Annotated in this window: 12 protein-coding genes; 4 read left to right on the forward strand and 8 right to left on the reverse strand. The window is 73.5% G+C overall.

The genetic code is table 11. From position 1 onward, the window contains the following. Positions 1-4: 4 nt before the first annotated feature. From zwf to pgl, 3 genes are read left to right on the forward strand one after another with little or no spacing between them, the layout of a single operon-like run. Positions 5-1,534 (forward strand): glucose-6-phosphate dehydrogenase, encoded by a 1,530-nt coding sequence (gene zwf / locus B124_RS07610; protein ID WP_496501902.1) that lies wholly within the window; start codon positions 5-7, stop codon positions 1,532-1,534. Next, entirely contained in the window at positions 1,531-2,685 is a 1,155-nt protein-coding gene (gene opcA, locus B124_RS07615) for a glucose-6-phosphate dehydrogenase assembly protein OpcA (protein WP_496501903.1), read from the forward strand. The genes zwf and opcA overlap by 4 nt, the downstream gene beginning before the upstream one ends. Positions 2,686-2,696: 11 nt before the next feature. Beyond that, complete coding sequence (gene pgl / locus B124_RS07620; RefSeq protein WP_496501904.1) at positions 2,697-3,479, forward strand: 6-phosphogluconolactonase; 783 nt, start codon at positions 2,697-2,699, stop codon at positions 3,477-3,479. Positions 3,480-3,659: 180 nt separating this feature from the next. Here pgl and B124_RS07625 read toward each other — a convergent pair whose 3' ends face one another. After that, positions 3,660-4,862 carry a BadF/BadG/BcrA/BcrD ATPase family protein gene (locus B124_RS07625; protein WP_496501905.1) on the reverse strand — a complete coding sequence of 401 codons (1,203 nt, stop codon included), beginning with the start codon at positions 4,860-4,862 and terminating at the stop codon, positions 3,660-3,662. Between the two features lie 110 nt (positions 4,863-4,972). Here B124_RS07625 and B124_RS07630 point away from each other — a divergent pair, with 110 nt between their 5' ends. Next, on the forward strand, positions 4,973-5,734 hold the full coding sequence (locus tag B124_RS07630) for a sugar isomerase domain-containing protein (RefSeq protein WP_496501906.1): 762 nt from the start codon (positions 4,973-4,975) through the stop codon (positions 5,732-5,734). A gap of 128 nt (positions 5,735-5,862) precedes the next feature. Here the strand turns inward: B124_RS07630 and pgi are convergent, their stop codons facing one another. The 7 genes from pgi to gap form a co-directional block, all read right to left on the reverse strand. Continuing rightward, positions 5,863-7,515, reverse strand: a complete 1,653-nt coding sequence (gene pgi / locus B124_RS07635; protein ID WP_496501907.1) for a glucose-6-phosphate isomerase — start codon at positions 7,513-7,515, stop codon at positions 5,863-5,865. A 10-nt stretch (positions 7,516-7,525) separates the two neighbouring features. Further along, a complete protein-coding gene (locus B124_RS07640; RefSeq protein WP_496501908.1) occupies positions 7,526-8,752 on the reverse strand; it encodes an MFS transporter in 1,227 nt (408 codons plus the stop codon). A gap of 322 nt (positions 8,753-9,074) precedes the next feature. Further along, the gene (locus B124_RS07645) at positions 9,075-9,410 is read right to left on the reverse strand and encodes an RNA polymerase-binding protein RbpA (protein WP_496501909.1); all 336 of its coding nucleotides are present in this window, start codon (positions 9,408-9,410) and stop codon (positions 9,075-9,077) included. Positions 9,411-9,502: 92 nt separating this feature from the next. Continuing rightward, a complete protein-coding gene (gene secG / locus B124_RS07650) occupies positions 9,503-9,733 on the reverse strand; it encodes a preprotein translocase subunit SecG (protein ID WP_037720488.1) in 231 nt (76 codons plus the stop codon). A gap of 151 nt (positions 9,734-9,884) precedes the next feature. Then, the gene (gene tpiA / locus B124_RS07655; RefSeq protein WP_496501910.1) at positions 9,885-10,670 is read right to left on the reverse strand and encodes a triose-phosphate isomerase; all 786 of its coding nucleotides are present in this window, start codon (positions 10,668-10,670) and stop codon (positions 9,885-9,887) included. A gap of 9 nt (positions 10,671-10,679) precedes the next feature. Next, entirely contained in the window at positions 10,680-11,900 is a 1,221-nt protein-coding gene (locus B124_RS07660) for a phosphoglycerate kinase (protein ID WP_496501911.1), read from the reverse strand. Positions 11,901-12,347: 447 nt separating this feature from the next. Next, positions 12,348-13,352, reverse strand: a complete 1,005-nt coding sequence (gene gap / locus B124_RS07665) for a type I glyceraldehyde-3-phosphate dehydrogenase (protein ID WP_496501912.1) — start codon at positions 13,350-13,352, stop codon at positions 12,348-12,350. Positions 13,353-13,417 lie beyond the last annotated feature (65 nt).

Here is a 13,417-nt window from a genome sequence, read left to right on the forward strand (position 1 = left end):
GACGGTGACCGGCTCTGGCACCAATCCGCTGCGGGGCCCGCAGGACCGGCGGCTGCCGCGGGTCGCGGGTCCCTCGGGTCTCGTGATCTTCGGCGTCACGGGTGACCTGTCGCGCAAGAAGCTGATGCCCGCCGTGTACGACCTGGCGAACCGGGGGCTGCTGCCCCCGGGCTTCTCCCTCGTCGGCTTCGCCCGCCGCGACTGGGAGGACGAGGACTTCGCCCAGGTCGTGCACGATGCGGTCAAGGAGCACGCCCGCACGCCCTTCCGCGAGGAGGTGTGGCAGCAGCTCTCCGAGGGCTTCCGGTTCGTCCAGGGCGACTTCGACGACGACGACGCGTTCGTGCGGCTGCGCACCACCATCGAGGACCTGGACAAGGCCCGCGGCACGGGCGGGAACTTCGCGTTCTATCTCTCCGTGCCGCCGAAGTTCTTCCCGCTGGTCGTCCAGCAGCTCAAGAAGCACCGCCTGGCGGACCCGGCCGGGGACTCCTGGCGGCGCGCGGTCATCGAGAAGCCGTTCGGGCACGACCTGAAGAGCGCCGAGGAGCTCAACCGGATCGTGCACGAGGTCTTCGAGCCCGACCAGGTCTTCCGCATCGACCACTACCTCGGCAAGGAGACCGTCCAGAACATCCTGGCGCTGCGCTTCGCCAACACGATGTTCGAACCGCTGTGGAACCGGTCGTACGTGGACCACGTGCAGATCACCATGGCCGAGGACATCGGCATCGGCGGGCGCGCCGGCTACTACGACGGCATCGGCGCCGCCCGCGACGTCATCCAGAACCACCTGCTGCAACTGCTGGCGCTGACCGCGATGGAGGAGCCGACGGCCTTCGACGCGCAGGCGCTGGTGGCGGAGAAGATCAAGGTGCTGGAGTCGGTGAACCTCCCCGCCGACCTGGGCCGGCACTCGGTCCGCGCGCAGTACGCGGCGGGCTGGCAGGGCGGCGAGAAGGTGCGCGGCTATCTGGAGGAGGACGGCATCGATCCGCACTCCGGGACCGACACCTACGCCGCGATCAAGCTGGAGATCGACAACCGCCGCTGGGCGGGCGTGCCGTTCTATCTGCGCACCGGCAAGCGGCTCGGCCGCCGGGTCACGGAGATCGCCGTGGTCTTCCAGCGGGCGCCGCACCTGCCGTTCGACACCACCGACACGATGGAGCTGGGCCAGAACGCCCTGGTGATCCGCGTCCAGCCGGACGAGGGCGTCACCGTGCGGTTCGGCTCCAAGGTGCCGGGCACGTCGATGGAGGTGCGGGACGTGACGATGGACTTCGCCTACGGCGAGTCCTTCACCGAGTCCAGCCCCGAGGCGTACGAACGGCTGCTGCTGGACGTACTCCTCGGCGACGCGAACCTCTTCCCGCGGCACCAGGAGGTCGAGCTGTCCTGGAAGATCCTCGACCCGATCGAGGAGCACTGGGCCGGCCACGGGAAACCCGAGTCGTACGTCGCGGGCACCTGGGGGCCGAAGGCGGCGGACGAGATGCTGGCACGAGACGGACGGAGCTGGCGGCGGCCATGAACATCGACCTCACCGAGACCACCTCGGCCCAGATCAACTCCGCGCTCGTGGGCGCCCGTCGGGCCACCGGCACGCCGGCGGTCGGGATGGTGCTCACACTGGTGATCGTCACCGACGAGGGCAACCACTACGACGCGCTCAAGGCCGCCAGCCAGGCGTCCAAGGAGCACCCGTCGCGGATCCTGGTCGTCATCAAGCGCCCCGGCCGCTCCCCGCGCGAGCGCGCGCTGGCGCGGCTGGACGCGGAGGTGCGCGTCGGCAACGAGACGGACACCGGCGAGACGGTGCTGCTGCGGCTGCACGGCGAGCTGGCGGGGCACGCGGCGAGCGTCGTGCTGCCGCTGCTGCTGCCGGACGCGCCGGTGGTGGTGTGGTGGCCGGAGGACGCGCCGGAGAACCCCTCGGCGGACCTGCTGGGCCAGCTCGCCACCCGCCGGATCACGGACGCGGCGGCCTGCGAGGACCCGGTCGAAGCGCTGCGGCAGCGGGCCACGGCGTACGCGCCCGGGGACACGGACCTGGCGTGGACGCGGATCACGCCGTGGCGCAGCATGCTCGCGGCGGCGCTGGACCAGCAGCACGCGGACATCGAGTCGGCGGTGGTGGAGGGCGAGGAGTACAACCCCTCCACGGAGCTGCTGGCACTGTGGCTGGCGGACCGGCTGCGGGTGCCGGTGGAGCGCACGGGCTCGCCGGGTCCGGGGCTGACCGCGGTGCGGCTGCTGACGACGGACGGCGTGATCTGCCTCGACCGGCCGAACGGCGCGCTGGCGGAGCTGGCGGTGCCGGGGCAGCCGGAGCGGCACGTGGCGCTCAAGCGGCGCACGACGGCGGAGCTGATCGCGGAGGAGTTGCGGCGGCTGGACCCGGACGAGGCGTACGCGTCCGCGGTGGCGTTCGGCGTGGAGCGGCTGGCGCCGGCTGGGGCGGTGGCGGCGGACGTGAAGGAAGCGGAGGCCGGGGCCGCGCAGACCGAGGAGGCGCAGGCCGAGGCGGCGCAGGCCGAGGAGGCGCAGGCCGAGGCGGCGCAGGCCGAGGAGGCGCAGGCCGAGGCGGCGCAGGCCGGTGCCGGGAAGAAGGCGCCGGCGAAGAAGCAGTCCGCGAAGAAGGCCGCGCCGAAGTCGTCGTCCTCCTCGGCCAAGACGTCGTGAGCGGTGGCGCCGTGAGCACGCCGCAGATCGTCGTCCACCGCGACAAGGAGCTGATGGCCGAGGCGGCTGCCGCCCGGCTGATCACGAAGGTCGTGGACGCGCAGGCGGCGCGGGGCACGGCCTCGGTCGTGCTCACCGGCGGCCGCAACGGCAACGGCCTGCTGGCCGCGCTCGCCGCCGCGCCCGCCCGGGACGCGGTCGACTGGTCGCGGCTGGACCTCTGGTGGGGCGACGAGCGCTTCCTGCCGCCCGGCGACCCCGACCGCAACGCGACCCAGGCGCGCGCGGCGCTCCTGGACGCGGTGCCGCTCGACCCGGCGCGGGTGCACGAGATGCCGGCCGCGCAGGCGGAGTTCGGCCTGGACGCGGACGCGGCGGCGGCGGCGTACGCGCGGGACCTGGCCGCCGCGGCGCGGCCGGAGGACCACGGGCCGGTCCCGGAGTTCGACGTGCTGCTGCTGGGAGTCGGCCCGGACACGCACGTCGCCTCGCTCTTCCCGGAGCTGCCGGGGGTACGGGAGACGGAGCGCACGGTCGTCGGCGTCCACGGCGCGCCGAAGCCGCCGCCGACGCGGCTCTCGCTGACGCTGCCGGCGATCAGGGCGGCGCGGGAGGTGTGGCTGCTGGCGGCGGGCGAGGACAAGGCGCGGGCGGCGGCGATGGCCCTGTCGGGCGCGGGTGAGATCCAGGCCCCGGCGGCGGGCGCGCAGGGCCGCCAGCGGACCCTGTGGCTCCTGGACCGCCCGGCAGCGGCCCTGCTCCCCCCGACGCTGTACCCGCCGGCGTCGCCGTAGCGGACGGCCGGGGCGGTGCGGAGCCGCCGGGGGTCCTGGCGGGGCGGAACACCGCGGTGCGGCCGACCGGACCGGTCCCGGACCTTCAACACGAAGCCGGCGTCTCAGGCTCGGGACAGCCGCGCTGGGGGCGCGCGCCGCCTCCACCGCGCCGTGGGGCACGACCCCGCACCCCTCGCGTCAGAGCATCGCGCGCGCCAGCGCCACCGCCCCCGCCAGTCCGTCGGGGACCGGGGCAGGCGTCACGCCGTACGGGCGCATACGGGCCGTGAAGCGGGGCCCGAGGGGGCCCGCAGGGGCCAGCAGGCCGCCGGTGGTGACCAGGGGCTCTCCGGGCGCCGGGGCGAGCGCGGCGACGGTCTCCGCGAGGTGGTCCGCCGCCTCGTCCAGGATCGCCCCGGCCACCGCGTCGCCGGCCTCCGCCGCCCGTACGGCCACGGGGCACAGCCGCGCGATCTCCACCGGCGCCCCCGCGAACCCGGCGTCCACGAGCGCGATCCGCGCCGCCGGATACCCCGGCCCGCCACCCGCCGCCCGCTCCCCCGTCCCGCCCCCGTCCGGTCCCGTGCCGGCTTCCCCTTCCCGAACGGACCCCGCTCCCCCGCCGGCTGCGGGCGCCGCTGCGTCCCCGGTGTCTCCCGCGCCTCCTCCGGCACCGTCCGCAGCACCCGCCGTCCCGGCCGCCTCGGCAGCTCCTCGCTGTCCCCCCTGTCCCCCGGAGCCATCGCCCCGCCCGGCGACCTGCGCATCCCCCGCCCTCGCGGCAGCAGCCGCGCCCCCCGTCGCCGCCGTCAGCAGCGGGGCCAGTGCCGTCGCCGGGCCCCGGCCGTCGAGGGCGCGCAGCGCCGCCCGCAGCGCCCGGCGGGCGATCCAGAAGGCGCTGCCCTCGTCGCCCAGGAGCCAGCCGTGGCCGTCGCTCGACGCCGTCTGCCGCCGGTCCGTGACCCGCGCCGCACACGCCCCCGTGCCGGCGATCAGCACCACCCCCGACGACGGCGCGCCCGGGCCCGCCGCGAAGGCGATCTCCGTGTCGCCGCGCACCTGGACCGGCAGCGGCCCGAGCCCGCTTCGGCGCAGCGCGGCGTGCAGAGCCCCGTACGCCCGGCGCAGGCCGGGGTCGTCCGGGTTGCGGGGCTCCGCGCCGGCGACGCCCGCGACCACCGCCGCCACCCGCCCTGGCGCCGGGCCCGGCCCCGGCCCCGCCGCGTCCGTCAGCGCCGCCACACACGCCACCAGCCGGGAGGTCAGCACCCGCGCCGGTACCGTACGCGGGTTGCCCGCCCCCGCCGAGGCCGTGCGCAGCGCCGCGCCCCCCGCCGCAGGCGCGAGGGCGGCGCGGATGTGCGTACCGCCCGCGTCGATGCCGATGACCAGTTTCTCCACTGCCCGCTCCCGGTGGCCGGCGCCGCGTCGCGCCCTTGACGTGCCGGGTGCGACTGCCTGAGATTGACCCCGCGTACGGCATGTTGTCCAGACCACTTCCGGGAGCACCGATGACCGTCAAGCCGATCAGCGCAGCCGCCTTCACCGCCGCGGCCCTGGCCTCGCTGAGGCGGGTGGCCGAGGGGCAGCGCACCGAGGTCGGCGCCGCCGCGCGGGTGTTCGCGGACGCGCTGGACGGCGACGGCGTGATCCAGGCGTTCGGCACCGGGCACTCCGAGTCGCTGGCGACCGAGATCGCCGGCCGCGCCGGCGGCTTCGTACCGACGAACAAGATCGCCCTGCGCGATCTCGTGATCTACGGCGGCGAGCCCCCCGCACTGCTCTCCGACGGCAAGCTGGAACGCGACCCCGGCACCGCGCGCCGGCTGTACGAGCTGGCCGCGCCGCACCCCCGGGACGCCTTCGTCATCGCCTCGAACTCCGGCATCAACGGCTGCGTCGTGGAGATGGCCGCCGTCGTCAAGGGGCACGGGCACCCGCTGGTGGCGATCACCTCGCTCTCCCACGGCACCCGCGCCGCGTCCCGGCATCCCTCCGGCAAGCGGCTGGCCGACCACGCCGACGTGGTGCTCGACAACGGCGCCCCCTTCGGCGACTCCGTGCTGGCGCTGCCCGGCGGCGGCACGGCCTGCGCGGTGTCGTCGATCACCGGCGCGCTGCTCGTGCAGCAGGTCGTCGCCGAGGCGATCCGGCTGCTGCTGGAGCGCGGCGCGACGCCGCCGGTGTACCTGTCGGCGAACATCCCCGAGGGCGACGAGCACAACGCTGCGCTGGAGGCCCGCTACGCGGGCCGGATCCGCCGCGGGGCGTAGCCCGGCCCGCCGGCCGGGCGCCGGGGACTGAGGGCTGAGGCTGAGGGCTGAGGCTGAGGGCTGAGGCTGAGGGCTGGGAGCTGTGGGCCGGAGACCGGGGCCGCCCGCCGGCCCCCGGCCGCACCAGGTCAGCGGCTCCGCAGCGCCCGGTAGGCGTCGACCAGCGCAAGCGTCGAGCCGTCAAGACCGGCCACCTCCGCGCCCTCGGTGAGCGCCGGCTCCAGCCGCTTGGCCAGCACCTTGCCCAGCTCCACGCCCCACTGGTCGAAGGAGTCGACGTCCCACACCGCGCCCTGCACGAACACCTTGTGCTCGTACAGCGCGACCAACTGCCCCAGCACCGAGGGCGTGAGGCCGTCGGCCAGGATCGTCGTCGTCGGGTGGTTGCCCGGGAACGTGCGGTGCGGCACCTGCGCCGCGGGCACGCCCTCGGCGGCCACCTCCTCCGCCGTCCGGCCGAAGGCGAGCGCCTGGCCCTGGGCGAAGAGGTTGGCCATCAGCAGGTCGTGCTGCCCGGCCAGCTCACCCAGCTCGGCGACCGGCCGGGCGAAGCCGATCAGGTCGGCGGGGATCATCTTGGTGCCCTGGTGCAGCAGTTGGTAGTACGCGTGCTGGCCGTTGGTGCCGGGCGTGCCCCAGACCACAGGACCGGTCTGCCAGCCGACCCGCTCGCCGCCGCGGTCGGTGGCCTTGCCGTTGGACTCCATGTCGAGCTGCTGCAGATAGGCGGTGAACTTCGACAGGTAGTGGCTGTACGGGAGCACGGCGTGCGACTGCGCGTCGAAGAAGTTGCCGTACCAGACGCCGAGGAGCCCCAGCAGCAGCGGCGCGTTCTCCTCCGGCGGCGCGGTACGGAAGTGCTCGTCGACGAGCCGGAAGCCGGCGAGCATCTCGCGGAAGGCGACCGGGCCGATGGCCACCATCAGGGACAGGCCGATGGCCGAGTCGTACGAGTAGCGCCCGCCGACCCAGTCCCAGAACTCGAACATGTTGTCCGTGTCGATGCCGAACTCGGCGACCTTCGCGGCGTTGGTCGACAAAGCGACGAAGTGCTTGGCGACCGCCTCGTCGCCGGCACCGAGGCCCGCCAGCAGCCAGCGCTTCGCGGCGGTGGCGTTGGTGATCGTCTCGATGGTGGTGAAGGTCTTGGAGGCGACGACGAACAGCGTGGTCTCGGGGTCGAGGTCGCGCACGGCCTCGTGCAGGTCGGCGCCGTCGACGTTGGAGACGAAGCGGAGGGTCAGATCCCGCTGGGTGTACGCGCGCAGTGCCTCGTACGCCATGGCCGGGCCCAGGTCGGAGCCGCCGATGCCGATGTTGACGACGGCGCGGACCGGCTTGCCGGTGTGGCCGTGCCAGTCGCCGGAGCGGACCCGGTCGGCGAAGGTGGTCATCCGGGTCAGCACGTGCTGCACGCCGGGGACCACGTCCACGCCGTCCACCTCGACCGACGCGGCGCTGGGCGCGCGCAGCGCGGTGTGCAGCACCGCGCGGTCCTCGGTGATGTTGATCTTCTCGCCGCGGAACATGGCGTCGCGCAGCCCGGCGACCCCGGTCGCGGCGGCCAGTTCGCGCAGCAGGCGCAGCGTCTCGTCGGTGACGAGGTGTTTGGAGTAGTCCAGGTAGAGATCGCCGACGCGGAGCGTGTACCGCCGGCCGCGCTCGGGGTCGGCGTCGAACAGCTCGCGCAGGTGCGTGGCGCCGAACTCCTCGCGGTGCTTGGCGAGTGCGTGCCACTCGGGGGTCCGGTCGAGCCTGGTGCGTGACGTGGTGTCGGCCATGCCGTCCAACCTAATTGATCGCGGAGCGCGCCGCGGGTCCGAGAGCGGCCACCCCCAGGCCGGTCAGGACGGCGGCGGCCAGGGCCGGCGTGTTCTGCCCGAGCGAGTCGGCGAGCACCCCGCCGAGGACGGCCCCCAGCGGCACCGCGGAGACCGACAGGGTCCGGAACGCGGCGCTGACCCGGCCGACGGCGCCCGCGGGGCTGCGCCGCTGCAGGACGGTGACCTCGGTGGCGGTCCAGAGCATCCCGGCGAAGCCGAACACGGCGAGCGCGGCGCCGGCCGCCGGGAGGCTGCGTACGGTGCCGAACACCGTCAGGCACGCCGCCTGGGCGAGGCCCGCGCAGACCAGGGTGCGCGGGGCGCCGAGGGCGGCGGCGACGCGGCCGGCGCCCATCCCGCCGGCGACGCTCCCGATGCCGTACGCGGTGAGCGCGAGGGCGTAGCCGGTGGTGCCCGCGCCGAGCCAGCCCGTCAGGTGCAGCACGAGGGTGGCGATGAGCGCGCCGATGCCGGTGTTGGCGATGACGGTCGACGCGCACACGCCCCGGAGCACCGGGTCGCGCCACAGGGTGCGCAGCCCCCCGGTGACGTCCCGGCGCAGCGGCTCCCGGGGCGGCCCGCCGGCCGGGCGGGGGCGGTGCGGCACGCCGGCGACGAGGGCGGCGGCCAGCAGGTACGTAACGGCGTCCACGGCGTACGGCACGGCCGCCCCCGCGCCGACGAGCACCGGCACCAGCGGGGTGCCGGCGAAGCGGTGCACGGCCTCCTGCCCGGCCAGCAGCCGCCCGTTCGCGGTGCCGAGCGCGGCGGCGGGCACGACGGCGGGCAGCAGGGCGGTGGCGGCATTGTCGAAGACGGTCTGCAGGGCGGTAAGCGCGAAGGCGAGGGCGAGGAGCAGGGCGATGCCCGCCCGGTCCAGCCACACCGCCAGCGCGAACGCGGTCATGAGCAGCCCGCGCAGCACGTCCACGACGCACATCGCGCGCCGCTGGTCGACCCGGTCGGCGATCGCGCCGCCGACGAGCCCGAAGAGCAGCCAGGGCAGGAAGCCGCAGGCGGTGACGAGGGCGACGAGCAGCGCGGAGTCGGTCAGCTCGACGGCGAGCAGCGGCAGCGCGGCGCCCCGCAGGGCGTCGCCGAAGCGGGAGACGGCGGCGGCGGACCACAGCCGCCCGAACCCTCCGCGCCAGGATGGTGCCGCGGGCTGCCGCGGGTGGGTGGCCTCGGATCGCATGCCGGGACCGTAGGGGCGCGGGAACGCGGGGCACCTCGGGCGATTGCCCTATCCGCCGCCTCAGATCCACGGCCTCGGATCCGCTGCCTCGGATCCGGTGCCTCAAGACCTGGCGGCCCGGACCCGGCGCCTCAGAGCTGGCGTCTCAGAGCTGGCGTCTCAAGATCCGCCGGCCGGTCCCGCGGCGGGTGCGGCCCGGCGCGCACGGCGGCGCGCTGCCCGTACCGGGAAGGCGGGAGGAATTGCTGCCGCTGCCGCGGCGGGGCCGCGGCTCGGGCGGCTCGGCGCGGTGCCGGGCGCCGCCCGCGAGCACGGCCGGGGGTCAGATCTCGCCGCGGAGCTTGGCCAGGGCCTCGGCGAGGATCGCCTCGCCGTCGGCGTCGCTGCGCCGCTCGCGGACGTACGCGAGGTGCGTCTTGTACGGCTCGGTGCGCGGCGGGTCCGGCGGATTGTCCTGGTCCTGGCCCGCCGGGAAACCACAGCGGGGGCAGTCCCAACTGTCCGGGATCTGCGCGTCGGTGGCGAAGCTGGGTCGGGTCTCGTGCCCGTTGGAGCACCAGAAGGACACGCGCAGACGCGGCGCTGACTCGCCCCGCTCCGCCTCCCCCATCGGCCCGGCGCCGACCCGGCTTCCACGGATCGCGTTGCCACTTGCCACGGTCGTAACTCCCTGCGTGAAATGCGGCGAGGCATCGTCGGCGACCCCGCCGCGGGCGCCCCAGTCTACGTACCGTCAGGCGCCGTGGTGGCCTAGCTGTCGAACTTCATCAGCAGGCCGAGCACGACGATGATGGCGAACCAGATCAGGCCGACGACCACGGTGATCCGGTCGAGGTTGCGCTCGGCGACGGAGGAGCCGCCGACGGAGGACTGCATGCCGCCGCCGAACATGTCGGACAGGCCGCCGCCCTTGCCCTTGTGCATGAGGACGAGCATCATCAGCAGCCCGCTGAAGATGATCAGGGCGATGGAGAAGGCCACGGTCACGGCTTTTCCAACTCTCTCGGTGACGGACGGATACGTAAGGGGGCCGGTGCAGTCATCCTGCGTGACCGGCCCCCGACAGCCTACGACGAACAGGCGGCCCGGGCCTACTCCCCGGCTGGCGGGAAGCGGCCCGGGGCCGCGGACCTCACTGGTCGCGGAAGCGGACGATCTTGACGAACTCGTCCGCGTCCAGCGAAGCGCCGCCGATCAGCGCGCCGTCCACGTCGGGCTGCGCCATGATCGCCGCGACGTTGCCGCTCTTGACGGAGCCGCCGTACTGGATGCGCACCCCGTCGGCCACCTCGTCGCTGTACAGCTCCGCCAGCCGCTGCCGGATCGCGCCGCAGACCTCCTGCGCGTCGTCCGGGATGGCGACCTCGCCGGTGCCGATGGCCCACACCGGCTCGTACGCGACGACGATGCTCTCCACGTCCGTCGCGCTGACGCCCTTCAGGGCCCCGTCGAGCTGCGCCAGGGTGTACGCGACCTGCTCGCCGGCCTTGCGCACCTCCAGGCCCTCGCCGATGCACAGGATCGGCGTGATGCCGTACCGGTAGGCGGCCTTGACCTTGGCGTTGACGAGCGCGTCGTCCTCGCCGTGGTACTGCCGCCGCTCGGAGTGGCCGACGACGACGTACGTGCAGTGGAGCTTGGCCAGCATCGCGCCCGAGACATCGCCCGTGTACGCGCCGGCGTCGTGCGGGGAGATGTCCTGGGCGCCGTACTTGATCTTCAGTTTGTCGCCGTCTACGAGCGTCTGCACCGAGCGCAGATCGGTGTACGGCGGCAGGACGGCGACCTCGACGGCCTCGTAGTCCTTGTCGTGGAGCGCGAAGGCGAGCTTCTGGACGTGCGCGATGCCCTCAAGGTGGTTGAGGTTCATCTTCCAGTTGCCCGCCATGAACGGGATACGGGTCGGCTTGTCGTTCATCGTTACGGGTCAGTCCTCCAGTGCGGCGAGGCCGGGGAGCGTCTTGCCCTCAAGGTATTCGAGGCTGGCGCCGCCACCGGTCGAGATGTGGCCGAAAGCCTTCTCGTCGAAGCCGAGAATCCGGACCGCGGCGGCGCTGTCGCCGCCGCCGACGACGGTGAAGGCCGTGCTGTCCACCAGGGCCTGCGCGACCGCGCGGGTGCCCGCGGCGTAGTCGGGGTGCTCGAACACGCCCATCGGCCCGTTCCAGAAGACCGTGGCGGCGTCGGCGATCTTCGAGGCGAAGAGCCGGCCGGACTCCGGGCCGATGTCGAGACCCATCATCTCGGCGGGGATGGCGTCGGCCGGTACGGTCGCGGGATCGGCCGGCGCCTGCGCCTTGACGTCCGGGAACTCCCGGGCGGCGACCACGTCGACGGGGAGCACGAACTCCACGCCGAGCCGTTCGGCCCGCGCCAGGTACTCGCGGACCGCGGGCACCTGCTCCTCCTGCAGCAGGCTGGATCCGACCTCGTACCCCTTGGCCTTGAGGAAGGTGAAGACCATGCCGCCGCCGATGAGGATGCGGTCGGCCTTCTCCAGCAGGTGGTCGATGACCCCGAGCTTGTCGGAGACCTTGGCGCCGCCGAGCACGACCGCGTACGGGCGCGCGACGTCCTCGGTGAGCTTGCGCAGGACGCCCACTTCCGCGGCGATGAGGTAGCCGACGTAGTGCGGCAGCCGGGCCGGCAGATCGTACACCGAGGCGTGCTTGCGGTGGACGGCGCCGAAGCCGTCGCCCACGTACACGTCGGCCAGCCCGGCCAGTTCGTCCGCGAACGCGCCGCGCTCGGCGTCGTCCTTCGCGGTCTCGCCGGGGTTGAACCGCAGGTTCTCGAGCAGCGTGACCTCGCCGTCGCCGAGCCCGGCGACGGTGGCCTTCGCGCTCTCACCCACGGTGTCCGTGGCGAACTCCGTCTTCTTCGCGGAGTCCCCGAGCAGTTCACCCAGCCGGCGCGCCACCGGCGCGAGCGAGAAGGCCGGGTCCGCCGCCCCCTTGGGGCGGCCGAGGTGGGAGGCGACGACCACCCGCGCGCCGGCCTCGGCCAGCTTGGCGATCGTCGGGACGACGGCGCGGATGCGGCCGTCGTCGGTGATGGTGGTGCCGTCCAGCGGCACGTTGAGGTCGGCGCGGACGAAGACCCGCTTGCCGGCGATGCCTTCGCCGAGGAGGTCGTCGAGCGTCTTCATCGAATGCCTCCGTGGATACCCCGGCCTTCAGCTTCAGGCCGGGGAGGAATCGGACTCCTGCGGAGCAGGGCAGGAGTAGCCGATACGCCCCCGGGGCGGATCGGCGCCTGGTAGCGTCCCGAACGTGGGTTGCGAGAACCAAGCCTCCCGCGCGTGCTGATCGAGAACCAAGACAGCACATGCACCTCCCAGAGCATTGCCGTATCAAACCGGGCTGGTTTCAACCCGGCTGGTGTTGATCGTGGAAGACCTGTCGGGTCGCTGACACCCGCAGGCAGCGTGAGCCAGGAATCCCCCTGCGCCTCAGCCGGGGGAGGATTCAAGCAGACTCCTGCGTCACTGCTGACACCGCCCGCACGCCGCCGCGAAGCGGCGCGCGCGGCGGCCTGGTCGTCGGAACGAGCGGGGCCCCGCCGCCCGGCGTTGGCCGGCACGGCGGGTGCTCGCCTAGAGGCGCTCGCCGACGAAGGTGGTGATGTCGACCAGGCGGTTGGAGTAGCCCCACTCGTTGTCGTACCAGCCGACGATCTTGACCTGCTTGCCCTGCGCCATCGTCAGCAGGGAGTCGAAGGTGCAGGACGGCGCGGTGTTGACGATGTCCGAGGAGACGATCGGGTCCTCGGTGTACTCCAGGACGCCCTTGAGCTGGCCCGCGGCGGCCTTCTGGAACGCGGCGTTGACCTCGTCCTTGGTGACCTCGCGGCTCACCTCGACGACCAGGTCGGTGACGGAGCCGGTGGGCACCGGCACGCGCATGGCGATGCCGTCGAGCTTGCCCTTGAGCTGCGGCAGGACGAGCGCGGTGGCCTTCGCGGCGCCGGTGGTGGTCGGGATGATGTTCACGGCGGCGGCACGGGCCCGGCGCAGGTCCTTGTGCGGGAAGTCCAGGATGCGCTGGTCGTTGGTGTAGGCGTGGACCGTGGTCATCATGCCCTGCACGATGCCGAAGCTCTCGTCCAGCACCTTGGCCATCGGCGCGACGCAGTTCGTCGTGCACGAGGCGTTGGAGATGATGTGCTGGCCGGCCGGGTCGTAGGAGTCCTCGTTGACCCCCATCACGATGGTGATGTCCTCGCCCTTGGCGGGCGCCGAGATGATGACCTTCCTGGCCCCGGCGTCCAGGTGCTTCTGCGCGTCCTCGCGCTTGGTGAAGATGCCGGTGGACTCGATGACCACGTCCACGCCCAGGTCGCCCCAGGGCAGGTTCGCCGGGTCGCGCTCGGCGAGCATCTTGATGGGGCGGCCATCGACCGTGATGGCGTCGTCGGTGTGGCTCACCTCGGCGTTGAGCCTGCCGAGCAGGGTGTCGTACTTCAGCAGGTGCGCGGTGGTCGCGGCGTCACCCAGGTCGTTGAACGCCACGACCTCGATGTCCGCACCCTGCTCCAGAATGGCGCGGAAGTAGTTGCGGCCGATGCGGCCGAAGCCGTTGATGCCTACGCGGATCGTCACGAACCGATCTCCTCGTTGGTACGCCGGTCCTTCATCGACCGGTGCTCTGACTGGGAATCCCCGAC

It is taken from the genome of Streptomyces sp. CNP082 (assembly GCF_059570535.1).

Excerpts from the sequence above, each read along its gene's own strand:
- B124_RS07640 (WP_496501908.1), bottom strand. The coding sequence starts at position 8,752 with ATGCGATCCGAGGCCACCCACCCGCGGCAGCCCGCGGCACCATCCTGG.
- opcA (WP_496501903.1), top strand. The coding sequence starts at position 1,531 with ATGAACATCGACCTCACCGAGACCACCTCGGCCCAGATCAACTCCGCG.
- B124_RS07660 (WP_496501911.1), bottom strand. The coding sequence starts at position 11,900 with ATGAAGACGCTCGACGACCTCCTCGGCGAAGGCATCGCCGGCAAGCGG.
- pgi (WP_496501907.1), bottom strand. The coding sequence starts at position 7,515 with ATGGCCGACACCACGTCACGCACCAGGCTCGACCGGACCCCCGAGTGG.
- tpiA (WP_496501910.1), bottom strand. The coding sequence starts at position 10,670 with ATGAACGACAAGCCGACCCGTATCCCGTTCATGGCGGGCAACTGGAAG.
- B124_RS07630 (WP_496501906.1), top strand. The coding sequence starts at position 4,973 with ATGACCGTCAAGCCGATCAGCGCAGCCGCCTTCACCGCCGCGGCCCTG.